The organism is Streptomyces sp. NPDC008163, from assembly GCF_042956885.1.
GTDB lineage: Bacteria > Actinomycetota > Actinomycetes > Streptomycetales > Streptomycetaceae > Streptomyces > Streptomyces drozdowiczii_A.
Window position 1 is genome coordinate 67,325 of sequence record NZ_JBIBHG010000005.1, and the last position, 14,531, is coordinate 81,855.

The following is a 14,531-nucleotide window of genomic DNA, read 5'->3' on the forward strand; positions in this document are numbered from 1 at the left end:
CTGGAGGCATGAACGCTCTCGCGCCCCATGCCGCGCGGCTCTCCGCCCTCCCGCCGTCCTGCGGGCCGGTGCGGCTGGTCGCCGTCGACGGGCACGCGGGATCGGGCAAGAGCACCTTCGCCGGCCGGCTCGCGGAAGCACTCGGCGGGGCGCCCGTGCTGCACCTGGACGATCTGGCCACGCACGAGGAACTGTTCGCCTGGACGGACCGGCTGCGCGAGCAGGTGACGGGGCCGCTGTCGCACGGCGCGCCCGCGCGCTACGCGCCGTACGACTGGACGGCTCGGGCCTTCGGGCCGGTCAGGACCCTGGAGCCCGCGCCCGTCGTCCTGATCGAGGGCGTCGGCGCCGGTCGGCGCGCCCTGCGGCCGCTGCTGGCACGGCTGTTGTGGATGGACCTGCCCGCTGCGGAGTCGTGGGCGCGCGGCCGGCGGCGCGACGGGCCGGCGCTGGACTCCTTCTGGGACGGCTGGACGGCGGCCGAGACGGCGCACTTCACGACCGATCCGTCGCGCCCCTGGGCCGACGCTCTGGTACGGCAGTTGCCCGTGGGGTACGAGTGGCGAAAGGGACCCGTGCGGCAGCGGCGCTGAACCGTTCCGTCACCCGGTGTGACCGCCTCGCGCCGCACTCTCGCGCCGCCGGAAAACGGCTCGGAAGTACCTCAACTCCGCTTGACCCGGGGGCGGTACAGGTCTTACGTTCTCAATGTGCGGCTTTTCGGAGCCCCCACAGACGCGAAGCCCCCGGTTGTTCCCCCGTGACCGGGGGCTTCGTCCTGTGCCGGCGGCGTCGGTCAGGCGCCCCGTTCCTCACCCTGGGTCACGACACCTCTTCGACCTGCGGCACCCTTCGTCGGATACGCACCGCACAGGTACGATGCCTCTCGGTGCGGTCAATTCCCGTCCACGGCACAGCGATTCGGCGCGCCACGGCAGGCTCCGGGGCGGGCTTTCGGGCGGCGGGACATCCTGGGGGCACGTTTGTGGGGGACCTGATGGACTTCGGTACGCAGGGCGCGCAGGCCCCGGCCGACCTCGCCTGGCTGCGGGGCGTGGACGCCTACACGATGGGCGCGTATCCGCAGGCCGAGGAGGAGTTCCGGGCGGCCGTGGGCCGGGACCCCGGCATGGCGGACGCCTGGCTCGGACTGCACGCGCTGCGCGTCGACACCGCTTCGGCGCTGCTGCACATGCACCGCCACCGCGACCGCTTCGGTGAACAGCGCACTCGCTACCGGCGCACGCTCAACTCCTGGTACTGGCTGGGCTGGTGGGTGCAGCCGGTGCTGGAGAGCCCGCGCGATCTGCTGCTCGCCCACGCCTCGCACTGGCTGGACGGCCGCCATGTCGCCGAGCTCGACCGGGCGCTGGCCGCCCTGCCGCCGGTGGAGACCGACCCCCAGGTCCGCTTCCTGCACGCCTGCCGCTCCTACCTGGTCAAGGACTGGGAGCAGCTCGTACGCCACACCGAGCAGCTGATCGACGACCCTCTGCTGGGCATCGAGGCGGGGCTGTTCGGCGGGATGGCCCGGGTGCGGCTGGAGATGTACCGGCAGGCGGAGCCGATGCTGGCGACGGCCCTGATGCGGTGCCGCAGCGAGCAGCCGCAGCGCAAGGAGCTGCGCTACTGGCTGGCCCGCGCCCACGAGGGCACCGGCCGCAGCGCCGCCGCGCTCCCCCTCTACCGCGCCGTGCACCGCATCGATCCGGCCTTCATGGACACCTCCGCGCGCCTCGCGGCCATCGCGGACTACGACGGGCTCGACGGCTCCGACGAGGTGCAGGGCCTCGCGGCGGTGTCCCTGACCGGCGTGGAGGCCGACGCGTTCTGCGCGGAGGGCGCCCCGCCGCTGGGCACCGACCCGGCGGACGGGCGGGAGCTGCGGCCCGGCGGTGAACCGCAGGACGTGCCCGGTGCCGGGGGCACCCCGCTGCCCGGCGGGGCGCGGGCGAAGTCCGCGGCGTCGCAGCCGTTCCCGGCCGGACCGAGCGACCCGGCGCTACTGGCCGAGGCGCTGGCCGAGCTGGAGCGGATGGTCGGCCTGGAACCGGTGAAGCGCCAGGTCAAGGCCCTCTCGGCGCAGCTCAACATGGCGCGCCTCCGGGCGGGCCAGGGGCTGCCCGTCCAGCCGCCGAAGCGGCACTTCGTGTTCTCCGGGCCGTCCGGCACCGGCAAGACGACCGTGGCCCGCATCCTGGGCCGGGTCTTCTACGCGCTGGGCCTGCTCGGCGGAGACCACCTCGTGGAGGCGCAACGGTCGGACCTGGTCGGCGAGTTCCTGGGCCAGACCGCCGTGAAGGCGAACGAGCTGATCGACTCGGCGCTGGGCGGGGTGCTGTTCGTGGACGAGGCGTACAGCCTGTCCAACACCGGGTACAGCAAGGGCGACGCGTACGGCGACGAGGCGCTTCAGGTGCTGCTCAAGCGGGCCGAGGACAACCGGGACCACCTCGTCGTCATCCTGGCCGGCTATCCGGAGGGCATGGACCGGCTGCTGTCCACCAATCCCGGGCTCTCCTCGCGCTTCACCACCCGGGTGGACTTCCCCAGCTACCGGCCCCTCGAACTCACCGCGATCGGTGAGGTGCTGGCCGCCGAGAACGGCGATGCGTGGGACGAGGAGTCGCTGGAGGAGCTGCGCTCGATCAGCGGCCACGTGGTGGACCAGGGCTGGCTGGACGAGCTGGGCAACGGCCGCTTCCTGCGGACGCTGTACGAGAAGAGCTGCGCCTACCGCGATCTGCGGCTCTCCGGCTGCACGACGACGCCCACCCGGGACGACCTGGCCACGCTGCGGCTGCCGGACCTGATGCAGGCGTACGGCGAGGTCCTGTCGGGGCGCGGACCGGTGGGCCGGGGGCAGCAGGAGCCACCGGCGCTGTGAGCCGCGCGGGCCGGCCACCGGGGCGTCCCGGTGGCCGGCCCGCGTCCGGCTCAGCCCACCAGGGCGCCGTCCGGGTCCGTCGTCCGCTCCTCCGTGCGGCGCGGCTCCGCCACCCGGTGCGCCGGGTCGCGGACCTCGCCGACCAGGGTCTCCAGGACGTCCTCCATCGCGACCAGGCCGAGCACCCGGCCGGAGGCGTCCGCGACCTGGGCGAGGTGCGTGGCGGCGCGGCGCATCACGGTGAGGGCGTCGTCCAGCGGGAGTTCGGCCCGTACGGTGGCCATCGGGCGCCACAGCTGCTGGGGCACCGCACGCTCCCGGTCCTCCAGGTCGAGGACATCCTTGACGTGCAGGTAGCCCATGAACGGGCCGCCGCCCTCGGCGCAGACCGGGAAGCGCGAGAAGCCCGTGCGGACCGTCAGCTCCTCGATGCGGCGCGGGGTGACCGAGGGGTCCACGGTCACCAGGGACGCCCGGCGCAGCAGGACGTCGGTGACGGGGCGGCTGCCCAGCTCCAGGGCGTCCTCCAGGCGCTCCTGCGCCTCGGGCTCGATGAGGCCGGCCTGCCCGGAGTCCTCCACGAGGCGGTTGAGCTGCTCGCTGGTGAAGACGGCCTCCACCTCGTCCTTGGGTTCGACGCCGAAGAGGCGGAGCACCAGCCGGGCGCAGGCGCCGAGCGCCGCGGTGACCGGGCGGCAGAGCCGGGCGAAGCCGACGAGGCCGGGGCTCAGCCAGAGCGCGGTCTTCTCGGGCGCGGCCATCGCCAGGTTCTTCGGGACCATCTCGCCGATGACGAGGTGGAGGAAGACGACGAGGACGAGCGCGAGGACGTAGCCGAGCGGGTGGATCAGCCCCTCGGGCAGGTGCACGGCGGCGAACACCGGCTCCAGGAGGTGGGCGACGGTGGGTTCGGCGACGGCACCCAGGGTCAGGGAGCAGACGGTGATGCCGAACTGGGCCGCCGCCATCATCTGCGGCAGGTTCTCCAGGCCGTACAGCACCTGGCGGGCGCGGCCGGAACCGGCCGCGGCGAGGGGTTCGATCTGGCTGCGGCGGACGGAGACGAGGGAGAACTCGGCGCCGACGAAGAAGCCGTTCGCGAGGACCAGGAGTCCGGCGAAGACCAGCTGGACGAGGCTCATCGCGCCGCCTCCAGGACCGCCGGCTCCGAGGCGTCCGGACCGGCGGCACCGGCCACCCGGACGAAGCGGACCTTCTCGGCCCGGTAGTGGCCGACCTGGCGGACCGCGATCCGCCAGCCGGGGAGTTCGGCCCGGTCGCCGGGGGCGGGGATGCGGCCCAGCAGATCGGCGACGAGCCCGGCGACCGTCTCGTACGGGCCGTCGGGCACGTCGAGTCCTATGCGGCGCAGGGTGAGGACCCGGCAGCTGCCCTCGGCGTCCCAGGCGGGGCTGCCGTCCTCCGGCGGGGCGGGGGCCAGCTCGGGGCGGTCGGCGCCCTCGGCGTCGTGCTCGTCGCGGACCTCGCCGACCAGCTCCTCGATGATGTCCTCCAGGGTGACGACCCCGGCGGTGCCGCCGTACTCGTCGACGACGACGGCGATCGGCTGCTCCTTGCGGAGCCGCTGGAGGAGCTGTTCGACGGGCAGCGTCTCGGGCACCAGGAGCGGCGGCACGGCGATCCGGCCGGCCGTGGTGCGCAGCCGGTCGGGGGCCGGGACGGCCAGGGCGTCCTTGAGGTGGATCATGCCGACGACCTCGTCGATGCGTTCCCGGTAGACGGGGAAGCGGGACAGGCCGGTGGCGCGGGTGAGGTTGAGGACGTCCTCCGCGGTGGCGGAGGTCTGCAGGGCGCTGACCTTCACGCGCGGGGTCATCACGTGCTGGGCGGTGAGCCCGGCGAGCGACAGGGTCCGTACGAAGAGGTCGGCGGTGTCCTGTTCGAGAGTGCCCGCCTCGGCGGAGTGCCGGGCGAGCGAGACCAGCTCGCCCGGGGTGCGGGCGGAGGCCAGCTCCTCGGTGGGCTCGACGCCGAGGAGGCGTACGAGCCGGTTGGCCGCGGTGTTCAGGGCGCCGATGACCGGCCGGAAGAGGCGGGTGAAGCGGGCCTGCGGTCCGGCGACGAACCGGGCGACGGTGAGCGGGCGGGAGACCGCCCAGTTCTTCGGGACGAGTTCGCCGATGACCATCTGGACGGCCGCCGCGAGCAGCATGCCGGTCACCACGCTGACGGTGGGGACGGCGCCGTCGGGCAGCCCGGTCAGGGCGAGGGGGCCGTCCAGCAGCTGGGCGAGCGCCGGTTCGGCGAGCATGCCGACCACCAGGGAGGTGATGGTGATGCCGAGCTGGGTGCCGGAGAGCTGGAAGGAGAGCTCGCGCAGGGCGTCGGTGACGGTGCGGGCCCGCCGGTCGCCCTCGGCGGCGGCGCGCTCGGCGTCCGCGCGTTCCACGGTGACGAGACCGAATTCGGCCGCCACGAAGAAGCCGTTGGCGAGGATGAGAAGGAATGCCGCGCTGAGCAGCAACAGGGGGGTTGTCATGCCGCCGCCTCCACGGAGGGGGCGGCGCAGGTACTACCGGACGATCCGTCCATTGCTGGAGGGAGTCACTCCTCGGGTCGCAGGAAAATCCCCGCCGGCCGCGTGGGCCTTCGGGCGGGGCGGGGCGCGCACGGGGCGCCACCGCCCTCCAGAGTAATCAACGTGAGGCCGTACGGGGCAGGGGGCCGGGGGCGCGGCTTGTCGGCCGGGGCCGGACCCGGCCATGATCGGCAAGACGCCCCCTGGGCCCCGTCGTCACATTCCCGTCTGCCGGGCGGACGACGGCAATGTGACGACAGGGCCTAGCAACCTAGCCCTTGTCCGTGCCGGTGCCGTGGTTCTCGGCGAGGGCGCGCAGGGCCCGGGCGTCCTGGATGGCCCGCTGTTTGGCGATGCCGGGCTGGATGCCCAGGGCGGGCATGCTGGTGCCGTCGCTGAGGTCGAGGAAGACCCACGGGTCGCCGACCCGCAGGTTGACGCGGACGATCTCGGCCCAGGAGAGACGGCGGCTGCGCGTGAGGTTGACCACGGTCACGCCCTCCTCGTCCGCGACGACCTTGGGGCGGCTGAGCAGCGCCAGGACGCCGAAGAAGAGCAGCGCGGTGAAGACGAAGCTGACCCGCTCTCCCCCGCTGAGCTGTTCGAGGGTGAAGGCGACGACGGTGATGACGGCGAACATCACCGCGCCGACGGTCAGCAGGACCACCCGGGTGCGGGTCGGCCGGAAGGTGACCGGCAGGACCGGCGGGCCGGGCGGGGGTGTGGGGGCTGACATCGTGCTCTTCTTCCGTCTCCCGCCGTCAGAGCCGGCAGGCGTGGATCGCGGTGGTGAGGATGGCGCGGGCGCCGAGGTCGTAGAGGTCGTCCATGATCCGCTGCGCCTCGGCGGCGGCGACCATGGAGCGGACGGCGACCCAGCCCTCGTGGTGCAGCGGGGAGATGGTCGGCGACTCCAGGCCCGGGGTGAGGGCGACGGCGCGCTCCAGGTGCTCGACGCGGCAGTCGTAGTCCATCATCACGTAGCTGCGGGCGACCAGGACGCCCTGGAGGCGGCGCAGGAACTGCTGGACCTTGGGCTCGTCGGCGGGGGCGCCGGTGCGCCGGATGACGACGGCCTCGGAGGTCATGATGGGCTCGCCGATGACCTCGAGGCCGGCGTTGCGCAAGCTGGTGCCGGTCTCCACGACGTCCGCGATGACCTGGGCGACGCCGAGTTCGATGGCGGTCTCGACGGCGCCGTCGAGGTGGACGACGGAGGCGTTGACCCCGGCCTCGGCGAGGTGCTGGGCGACGATGCCCTCGTAGGAGGTGGCGATCGTCAGGCCGTCGAAGCCCTCGGGGCCCGCGACGGTCCCGGGCTTGGTGGCGTAGCGGAAGGTGGAGCGGGCGAAGCCGAGCTGAAGGATCTCCTCGGCCTCGGCGCCGGAGTCCAGCAGCAGGTCGCGGCCGGTGATGCCGATGTCGAGGCGACCCGAGCTGACGTAGATCGCGATGTCGCGGGGGCGCAGGTAGAAGAACTCGACCTCGTTGGCGGGGTCCACCAGGACGAGTTCCTTCGACTCCTTGCGCTGCTTGTAGCCCGCCTCATGGAGCATCGCCATCGCAGGCCCGGAGATAGCACCCTTGTTGGGGACGGCGATGCGCAGCATGAGGTCGGGTTTCCTTTGCGAAGGGTGTGGCGGGATGACGTACGGGAGGGTGCGGGGCCTGGCTCAGAGGTGGGCGTAGACGTCGTCCAGGGAGATCCCGCGCGCGACCATCATCACCTGGACGTGGTACAGCAGCTGCGAGATCTCCTCGGCGGCGGCGTCCTTGCTCTCGTGCTCGGCGGCCATCCAGACTTCGGCGGCCTCCTCGACGACCTTCTTGCCGATGGCATGGACCCCCTTCTCCACCAGTTCGGCGGTGCGGGAGGTGGAGGGGTCGCCGTTGGCGGCCTTGAGCTGCAGCTCGGCGAAGAGCTCTTCGAAGGTTTTGTTCGCCATGATGTGCTCAGAATACGGGGTGCCGCGCCCGCACTCAGCGCCAGGGTTCGCTGACCGAGCGCAGTGTGGCGGCGGTGGCGACCGCGGCGGTGACCGCTTCGTGCCCCTTGTCCTCGTTGGACCCCTCGATGCCCGCGCGGTCGAGCGCCTGCTCCTCGTTGTCGCACGTGAGTACCCCGAAGCCGACCGGGACGCCGGTGTCGACGGCGACCTGGGTCAGGCCGTTGGTGACGCCGTGGGACACGTATTCGAAGTGCGGGGTGCCGCCGCGGATGATCACGCCGAGGGCGACGATCGCGTCGTACCCGCGCCCGGCCAGCACCTTCGCGACGACGGGGAGCTCGAAGCTGCCCGGGACCCGGAGCAGGGTCGGCTCGTCGATGCCCAGCTCGTGCAGGGCGCGCAGGGCGCCGTCGACGAGCCCGTCCATGACCTTCTCGTGCCACTGTGCGGCGACGACCGCCACACGGAGGTCACCGCAGTTGCGTACGGACAGTTCGGGTGCGCCCTTGCCGCTCATGTCTCTCCTGGGTTCTCTGTACGGGTGTGCTACTGGTTGCCGCAGGCGGACGCGGGGACCGCGTCGAGCCAGGGCAGGTCGTGTCCCATGCGGTCGCGCTTGGTGCGCAGGTACCGCAGGTTGTGCTCACCGGCCTGGACGGGCATCGGCTCGCGCCCGGTGACGGTCAGGCCGTGCCGGGTGAGCGCGGCGGTCTTGTCCGGGTTGTTCGTCATCAGGCGCAGGCTGCGCACGCCGAGGTCCGCGAGGATCTGGGCGCCCGCCCCGTAGTCCCGGGCGTCGGCGGGCAGGCCGAGTTCCAGATTGGCGTCGAGCGTGTCGACGCCGCGCTCCTGGAGCTCGTACGCGCGGAGCTTGGAGAGCAGGCCGATGCCCCGGCCCTCGTGGCCGCGGAGGTAGACGACGACGCCGCGCCCCTCGTCCGTGATCCGCTCCATGGAGGCGTGCAGCTGGGGGCCGCAGTCGCAGCGCTCGGAGGCGAAGATGTCGCCGGTCAGGCACTCGGAGTGGACCCGGACCAGGAGGTCCTCGCCGTCCCCGATGTCACCGTGCACCAGCGCCACGTGTTCGACGCCGTCCACGGTCGAGCGGTAGCCGTACGCGGTGAACGCGCCGAAGCGGGTGGGGAGCCGGACCTCGGCCTCGCGGCGGACGGTGGGCTCGTTGCTGCGGCGGTAGGCGATCAGGTCCTCGATGGAGATGATCGTGAGGCCGTGCTTGCGGGCGAACGGCACCAGCTGGGGCAGCCGCAGCATGACGCCGTCCTCACCGGCGATCTCCACGATCGCCCCGGCGGGCCGGAGTCCGGCGAGCCGGGCCAGGTCGACGGCGGCCTCGGTGTGGCCGTTGCGGACGAGGACCCCGCCGGAGCGGGCGCGCAGCGGGAAGACGTGACCGGGGCGCACGAAGTCGCCGGGACCTGCCGAGCCGCCCGCGAGCAGCCGGAGCGTCGTGGCGCGGTCGGCGGCGGAGATGCCGGTGGAGACGCCGTGGGCGGCCGTGGCGTCGACGGAGACGGTGAAGGCGGTCTTCATCGACTCGGTGTTGTGGTCCACCATCTGGGGCAGTTCGAGCCGTTCCAGCTCGTCGCTCTCCATGGGCGCGCAGATCAGTCCGCGGCACTCGCTCATCATGAACGCGACGATCTCGGGCGTGGCCTTCTCGGCGGCGATCACGAGGTCGCCCTCGTTCTCGCGGTCCTCGTCGTCCACGACCACGACGGGGCGGCCGGCCGCGATGTCGCGGATGGCCTGCTCGACGGGGTCCAGGGCCAGGTCCTCGGCGGGCACTTCGTGTTCCCGGTGCAACCAGGTGGGCTGGGCAGTCATGCCGTGGCTCCTTCCAGAGCGGGTGTCCGCGTACGCAGCCACCAGTCGCGCATGCCCCACAGGACGAGGGCGCCGTAGACGACGTAGATGAGACCGGAGAAGGCGAGCCCGCTGTGGAAGTTCAGCGGGACGCCGACGAGGTCGACCAGGAGCCAGGCGAACCAGAACTCGACCATGCCGCGTGCCTGGGCGAGCATCGCGACCAGCGTGCCCGCGAAGATGTAGGCGTCCGCCCACGGGCTCCAGGAGAGCGAGGGGAAGGCGGTGAACAGGCCGCCGACCGCGAGGGTGCCGAGGGCCGCCCCGCCGACCAGGTAGCCGCGTTCGCGCCAGGTGGCGAAGCGGACCGCTATGGAGCCGTCCTGGGCCTGCTGCCGGCCCCGGGTCCACTGCTGCCAGCCCCAGACGGCGACCGCGATGACGATGACCTGCTTGCCGACGCTGCCCGCCTGCTGGACGGAGACGTTGGCGGCGACCAGCACGACACCGGACAGGAGCTGGGCGGGCCAGGTCCAGATCGAGCGCAGCCAGCCGAGGGCGAGGGCGATCAGGCCGACGGTGTTGCCGATCATGTCGGACCAGATGATGTGCTGGTCGAGGACGGTGAACGCCTCGGAGTTCAGCCAGTGCAGGGCGCTCACTTCGCGTCCTCCGCGGTCTGCGGCGCGTCGTGGCCGAGCAGCCGCTCGACGTACTTCGCGATGACGTCGACTTCGAGGTTGACCGGGTCGCCGGGCCCCTTGATGCCGAGCGTGGTCAGCGCCAGGGTGGTGGGGATGAGGCTGATGGTGAAGTAGTCGGGTGCGGCGTCCACCACGGTCAGGCTGACGCCGTCGACGGTGATCGAGCCCTTCTCCACGACGTACCGGGTGAGGGCGGCCGGGAGCGAGATCTTGACGATCTCCCAGTTCTCGGAGGGCCGGCGCTCCAGGATGCGGCCGGTGCCGTCGACGTGGCCCTGGACGATGTGGCCGCCGAGCCGTCCGCCGAGCGCCATGGGGCGTTCGAGGTTGACGCGGGAGCCGGTCGTCAGGGCGCCGAGGCTGGAGCGGTTCAGCGTCTCGGCCATCACATCGGCGGTGAACTCGTGCTCGCCGAGGTCCACGACGGTCAGGCAGACGCCGTTCACGGCGATCGAGTCGCCGTGCTTGGCGCCCTCGGTGACGACGGGTCCGCGCAGGCGGAAGCGGGAGGCGTCGTCCAACTGCTCGACGGCGGTGACCTCGCCCAGTTCTTCGACGATTCCGGTGAACATTCAGTTCTCCTTCCGGGCGGGGCCGGGGACGGCGGTGACGCGCAGATCGGGGCCGATGCGGACGGTCTCCGTCACATCGAGGCGCAACGCCTCGCTGATCGTGGAGATTCCGGCGTCGGCGAGGGCGGCGGGGCCCGCGCCGATGAGGACGGGGGCGAGATAGCCGACGACCCTGTCGACGAGTCCCGCGGCGACGAAGGCACCGGCCAGGACCGGGCCGCCTTCGAGGAGTACGGAGCGCACACCGCGCTCGTGGAGGGCGGCGAGCAGGGCGGCCGGGTCGAGTCCCGGCCCGCCGGCCGCGCGGGGAAGGCGCAGGACCACCTCGTCGGGCAGGTGGCCGGTGTCGGCGTCCTCGGCGACCGCGACCAGGGTCGGCGCGGTGGCGTCGAGGACCCGGGCGCCGGGGCGTACGGCGGTGGCGCGGGTGTCCATGACGACGCGCAGGGGCTGGACCGCGCCGTCGATGCCGCGCACTCCGAGCTGGGGGTCGTCGGCGCGGGCGGTGCCGGAGCCGACGAGGACCGCGTCGGCCTCGGCACGCAGCCGGTGCACGTCGGCGCGGGACTCGGCGGAGCTGATCCAGCGGCTGGTGCCGTCGGCGGCGGCGACCCGGCCGTCCAGGCTCGCCGCGTACTTCCAGGTGAGGTGCGGGCGGCCGCGGCGGACGGAGGTGAGCCAGGCGGCGTTGCCCGCCTCGGCCTCGTCGGCGAGGAGGCCCGCCTCGGCGCGGACGCCGGCGGCGCGGAGCGTGTCGGCGCCGCCGGTGGCCTGTGGGTTCGGGTCGCCGACCGCGTACACGACACGGGCGATCCCGGCCTCGATGAGCGCCTGGGCGCAGGGGCCGGTGCGGCCCGTGTGGTTGCAGGGTTCGAGGGTGACGTAGGCGGTCCCGCCGCGGGCCCGGTCGCCGGCCGCGCGCAGGGCGTGGATCTCGGCGTGCGGGCCGCCGGCGCGCTGGTGGAAGCCCTCGCCCGCGGTCTCGCCGGCGGTGTCGAGGACGACGCATCCGACGACCGGATTGGGGCTGGTGGAGCCGAGGCCGCGGGCGGCGAGCGCGATGGCTCGGCGCATGGCGGTGATGTCGGCTGCGGTGTCCACCGGGTCCTCCTGCCTCTTCGGGCACGGACTCCGGGGCCTGTCGATGACGACAGAAGAAGCGGAACGCACGACAGGGACGCCTGAAGCCGGAAAACACGGAGGGGTCCGGTGATCCGGAACCTCCGCCGACGGCGGCGTACCCGCGAAACGGCCCGCCGCGCACTGCCTCCCATCCGGACTTTAACCGTCGGTCCAGGAATTTCACCTGGTCAACCGGCCGCTGGATGCGGACGGGTCGCGGACTGTAACCGCCGGTTCGGAATTGCACCGACCCCGGAGTGCGCTGCTGCTGGTACACGATCAGTGTGCCACGACCCGGCAGAGGCCAACCGGGTGAACGCTGTGGAGTGGCTCACAGACAGCACGTGACAAGGCCCCTTTCGGACATCCGTGCAGGAATGAACCACGAGGGAACGCGATTGGTCCAGACCTATTGACGCACTGGTCTAGTCCTCTTAATCTCTGCGTCACCTCCGAGGAGCGGTTCCGCGGTGTGCGCACGCCCGGGACCAGGCACGACCCACCCCCTTTGTTCAGTTGTGTTCTGCCGACCTCCCCAGGAGGAACCGAACGTGCTGTCCCCCACCCGTGCGAGAGCCTCGCTCCTCGCCGCCGGCGCCGGCATCGCCGCGCTGCTCGTCGGCTCGCTCGCCGCGACCCCCTCGCAAGCCGCCGACCAGGAGTCCTGTCGTCCCGACGGGCTCTACGAGACGCCGGGCGTCTCCGTCCCCTACTGCTCCGTGTACGACTCCGAGGGCCGCGAGAAGATGGGCGCCGACCACCCCCGGCGGGTCATCGGCTACTTCACCAACTGGCGGACCGGCAAGGACGGCAAGCCCGCCTACCTGGCCTCCGACATCCCCTGGGACAAGGTCACCCACCTCAACTACGCCTTCGCCCACGTCGACGGGGCCAACAAGCTCTCGGTGGGCGCGGACGGGCCGGAAAACGCCTCCACCGGCATGACCTGGCCGGGCGTCAAGGGCGCCGAAATGGACCCGGACCTCCCCTACAAGGGCCATTTCAACCTGCTGAGCAAGTTCAAGAAGCAGTACCCGAACGTGAAGACGATGGTCTCCGTCGGCGGCTGGGCCGAGACCGGCGGCTACTTCGGCGACGACGGCGAGCGGGTCGGCTCGGGCGGCTTCTACGCGATGGCCACCAACGCCGACGGCTCGGTCAACCAGACCGGGATCAACACCTTCGCGGACTCCGCGGTCGACTTCGTCCGGAAGTACGGCTTCAACGGCGTCGACATCGACTACGAGTACCCGACGACCATGAAGGACGCGGGCAACCCGCTGGACTGGACGCTGTCCAACGCCCGCCGCGCCGGTCTGGTCAAGGGCTACGCCGCGCTGATGAAGACCCTGCGCGAGAAGCTGGACCGGGCCTCCGCGGCCGACGGCCACCACTACCTGCTCAGCGTCGCCGCCCCCTCGTCGGGCTACCTGCTGCGCGGCATGGAGACGTTCCAGGTCCAGAAGTACCTGGACTACGTCAACATCATGTCGTACGACCTGCACGGCGCCTGGAACGAGTACGTCGGCCCCAACGCGGCGCTCTTCGACGACGGCAAGGACGCGGAGCTCGCCCAGGCGAGTGTCTACTCCACCTCGCAGTACGGCGGCACCGGCTACCTCAACACCGACTGGGCCTACCACTACTTCCGCGGTTCGATGCCGTCCGGCCGTATCAACATCGGCCTGCCGTACTACACCCGCGGCTTCAAGAACGTGCAGGGCGGCACCAACGGCCTGTGGGGCAAGGCGGCTTCGACCGACTGCCCGGCCGGTGCGGGGCTGACCAAGTGCGGTGACGGCGCCGTAGGCATCGACAACCTCTGGCACGACCTGGACACCAACGGCAAGGAGTCGCCGGCCGGGTCCAACCCGATGTGGCACGCCAAGAACCTGGAGAAGGGCATCGTCGGCGACTACGTCACGGACTACGGGTTCCCCGCGAACACGAAGCTGACCGGCAGCTACGTCCGCAACTACGACTCGACGCTGGTCGCCCCGTGGCTGTGGAACGCCGAGAAGAAGGTCTTCCTGTCCACCGAGGACGAGCAGTCCGTGCAGGCCAAGGCGGACTACGTGGCCGACAAGGGCATCGGCGGCACGATGATCTGGGAGCTGGCCGGCGACTACGGCTGGAACGCGGCCAAGGGGCAGTACGGCCCCGGCTCCACGCTCACCTCGACCATGTACGACACCTTCAGGAAAGCGGCGCCGTACGGAGCGAAGCGCTCCACGATCGGCCTGCCGACGCAGGCGCTGGACATCGACGTCTCCTTCGGCCAGTTCCCGCTGGGCGACTCCAACTACCCGATCAGCCCCAAGCTGACGATCACCAACCACACGAAGGCGACGCTGCCGGGCGGTACGGAGTTCCAGTTCGACTACTCCACCTCGGCACCGGCCAACGCCAAGGACCAGTCGGGCTTCGGCACGACGATCGTGCGCAGTGACCACACCGCCGCGAACAACATCGGCGGGCTCAAGGGCGACTACAACCGCGTCTCGCTGAAGCTGCCGTCCTGGCAGAGCCTGGCGCCCGGCGCCTCGGTCCAGGTCGACTTCGTGTACTACCTGCCGACGTCCACGCCGTCCAACTGGACGGTGACCTTCGGCGGGAAGTCGTACGCCCTGGCGGCGGACCTGGCGCGGGGCACGACGGTGGTCGAGCCGGGCACTGGCTCGACGCCGACGCCCGACCCGTCCGGCTCCACCGGCCCGAGCCCCGACCCGTCGGGCGGCACGTGCGCGGCGGCGGCGTGGAACGCGAGCGCGGAGTACGGCGCCGGTACGACGGTGAGCCAGGACGGCCACCGGTGGAAGGCGAAGTGGTGGACGAAGGGCGAGAAGCCCGGCTCCACCGGTGAATGGGGCGTCTGGCAGGACCTGGGCACCTGCTGACCCCCGTCCTTGAAAGCCCGTCCGGCGATTGAGGACG

13 protein-coding genes and 1 riboswitch are annotated in these 14,531 nt (G+C 71.9%); of the genes, 3 read left to right on the plus strand and 10 right to left on the minus strand.

Annotation, left to right across the window (positions count from 1 at the left end; genetic code table 11):
- Positions 1 to 8 precede the first annotated feature (8 nt).
- Positions 9 to 593: a uridine kinase gene (locus tag ACFZAT_RS12940; protein ID WP_391263667.1), complete on the plus strand. Its 585-nt coding sequence runs from the start codon at positions 9 to 11 to the stop codon at positions 591 to 593.
- Positions 594 to 997: 404 nt separating this feature from the next.
- Positions 998 to 2,887, plus strand: a complete 1,890-nt coding sequence (locus ACFZAT_RS12945) for an AAA family ATPase (RefSeq protein ID WP_391263670.1) — start codon at positions 998 to 1,000, stop codon at positions 2,885 to 2,887.
- Between the two features lie 50 nt (positions 2,888 to 2,937).
- Here the strand turns inward: ACFZAT_RS12945 and ACFZAT_RS12950 are convergent, their stop codons facing one another.
- The 10 genes from ACFZAT_RS12950 to ribD form a co-directional block, all read right to left on the minus strand.
- Positions 2,938 to 4,029 (minus strand): CNNM domain-containing protein, encoded by a 1,092-nt coding sequence (locus ACFZAT_RS12950; RefSeq protein WP_391263672.1) that lies wholly within the window; start codon positions 4,027 to 4,029, stop codon positions 2,938 to 2,940.
- Complete coding sequence (locus ACFZAT_RS12955) at positions 4,026 to 5,387, minus strand: CNNM domain-containing protein (protein ID WP_391263674.1); 1,362 nt, start codon at positions 5,385 to 5,387, stop codon at positions 4,026 to 4,028. The genes ACFZAT_RS12950 and ACFZAT_RS12955 overlap by 4 nt, the downstream gene beginning before the upstream one ends.
- A 310-nt stretch (positions 5,388 to 5,697) precedes the next feature.
- On the minus strand, positions 5,698 to 6,162 hold the full coding sequence (locus ACFZAT_RS12960; protein WP_391263676.1) for a PH domain-containing protein: 465 nt from the start codon (positions 6,160 to 6,162) through the stop codon (positions 5,698 to 5,700).
- A 25-nt stretch (positions 6,163 to 6,187) separates the two neighbouring features.
- A complete protein-coding gene (gene hisG, locus ACFZAT_RS12965) occupies positions 6,188 to 7,036 on the minus strand; it encodes an ATP phosphoribosyltransferase (RefSeq protein WP_391263678.1) in 849 nt (282 codons plus the stop codon).
- A gap of 63 nt (positions 7,037 to 7,099) precedes the next feature.
- The gene (locus ACFZAT_RS12970; RefSeq protein ID WP_018103937.1) at positions 7,100 to 7,372 is read right to left on the minus strand and encodes a phosphoribosyl-ATP diphosphatase; all 273 of its coding nucleotides are present in this window, start codon (positions 7,370 to 7,372) and stop codon (positions 7,100 to 7,102) included.
- Positions 7,373 to 7,406: 34 nt separating this feature from the next.
- Positions 7,407 to 7,892 (minus strand): 6,7-dimethyl-8-ribityllumazine synthase, encoded by a 486-nt coding sequence (gene ribH, locus ACFZAT_RS12975; RefSeq protein WP_018103936.1) that lies wholly within the window; start codon positions 7,890 to 7,892, stop codon positions 7,407 to 7,409.
- Positions 7,893 to 7,921: 29 nt separating this feature from the next.
- Positions 7,922 to 9,220, minus strand: coding sequence for a bifunctional 3,4-dihydroxy-2-butanone-4-phosphate synthase/GTP cyclohydrolase II (locus ACFZAT_RS12980; RefSeq protein ID WP_391263680.1), 1,299 nt, complete (start codon positions 9,218 to 9,220; stop codon positions 7,922 to 7,924).
- A complete protein-coding gene (locus tag ACFZAT_RS12985; protein WP_018103934.1) occupies positions 9,217 to 9,861 on the minus strand; it encodes a nicotinamide mononucleotide transporter family protein in 645 nt (214 codons plus the stop codon). The genes ACFZAT_RS12980 and ACFZAT_RS12985 overlap by 4 nt, the downstream gene beginning before the upstream one ends.
- Positions 9,858 to 10,475, minus strand: a complete 618-nt coding sequence (locus ACFZAT_RS12990; protein WP_391263682.1) for a riboflavin synthase — start codon at positions 10,473 to 10,475, stop codon at positions 9,858 to 9,860. Before ACFZAT_RS12990 ends, ACFZAT_RS12985 begins: the two co-directional genes overlap by 4 nt.
- Positions 10,476 to 11,576 (minus strand): bifunctional diaminohydroxyphosphoribosylaminopyrimidine deaminase/5-amino-6-(5-phosphoribosylamino)uracil reductase RibD, encoded by a 1,101-nt coding sequence (gene ribD / locus ACFZAT_RS12995; RefSeq protein ID WP_391263683.1) that lies wholly within the window; start codon positions 11,574 to 11,576, stop codon positions 10,476 to 10,478.
- A 155-nt stretch (positions 11,577 to 11,731) separates the two neighbouring features.
- A riboswitch (FMN riboswitch) is annotated at positions 11,732 to 11,862 on the minus strand.
- A 286-nt stretch (positions 11,863 to 12,148) separates the two neighbouring features.
- Between ribD and ACFZAT_RS13000 the strand changes: the two genes are divergently transcribed.
- On the plus strand, positions 12,149 to 14,494 hold the full coding sequence (locus ACFZAT_RS13000; RefSeq protein ID WP_391263685.1) for a chitinase C-terminal domain-containing protein: 2,346 nt from the start codon (positions 12,149 to 12,151) through the stop codon (positions 14,492 to 14,494).
- The last annotated feature ends 37 nt before the right edge of the window (positions 14,495 to 14,531 follow it).

Excerpts from the sequence above, each read along its gene's own strand:
- ACFZAT_RS12960 (WP_391263676.1), bottom strand. The coding sequence starts at position 6,162 with ATGTCAGCCCCCACACCCCCGCCCGGCCCGCCGGTCCTGCCGGTCACC.
- hisG (WP_391263678.1), bottom strand. The coding sequence starts at position 7,036 with ATGCTGCGCATCGCCGTCCCCAACAAGGGTGCTATCTCCGGGCCTGCG.
- ACFZAT_RS12940 (WP_391263667.1), top strand. The coding sequence starts at position 9 with ATGAACGCTCTCGCGCCCCATGCCGCGCGGCTCTCCGCCCTCCCGCCG.
- ribH (WP_018103936.1), bottom strand. The coding sequence starts at position 7,892 with ATGAGCGGCAAGGGCGCACCCGAACTGTCCGTACGCAACTGCGGTGAC.
- ACFZAT_RS12990 (WP_391263682.1), bottom strand. The coding sequence starts at position 10,475 with ATGTTCACCGGAATCGTCGAAGAACTGGGCGAGGTCACCGCCGTCGAG.
- ACFZAT_RS12955 (WP_391263674.1), bottom strand. The coding sequence starts at position 5,387 with ATGACAACCCCCCTGTTGCTGCTCAGCGCGGCATTCCTTCTCATCCTC.
- ACFZAT_RS12970 (WP_018103937.1), bottom strand. The coding sequence starts at position 7,372 with ATGGCGAACAAAACCTTCGAAGAGCTCTTCGCCGAGCTGCAGCTCAAG.
- ACFZAT_RS12950 (WP_391263672.1), bottom strand. The coding sequence starts at position 4,029 with ATGAGCCTCGTCCAGCTGGTCTTCGCCGGACTCCTGGTCCTCGCGAAC.
- ACFZAT_RS12945 (WP_391263670.1), top strand. The coding sequence starts at position 998 with ATGGACTTCGGTACGCAGGGCGCGCAGGCCCCGGCCGACCTCGCCTGG.
- ACFZAT_RS12980 (WP_391263680.1), bottom strand. The coding sequence starts at position 9,220 with ATGACTGCCCAGCCCACCTGGTTGCACCGGGAACACGAAGTGCCCGCC.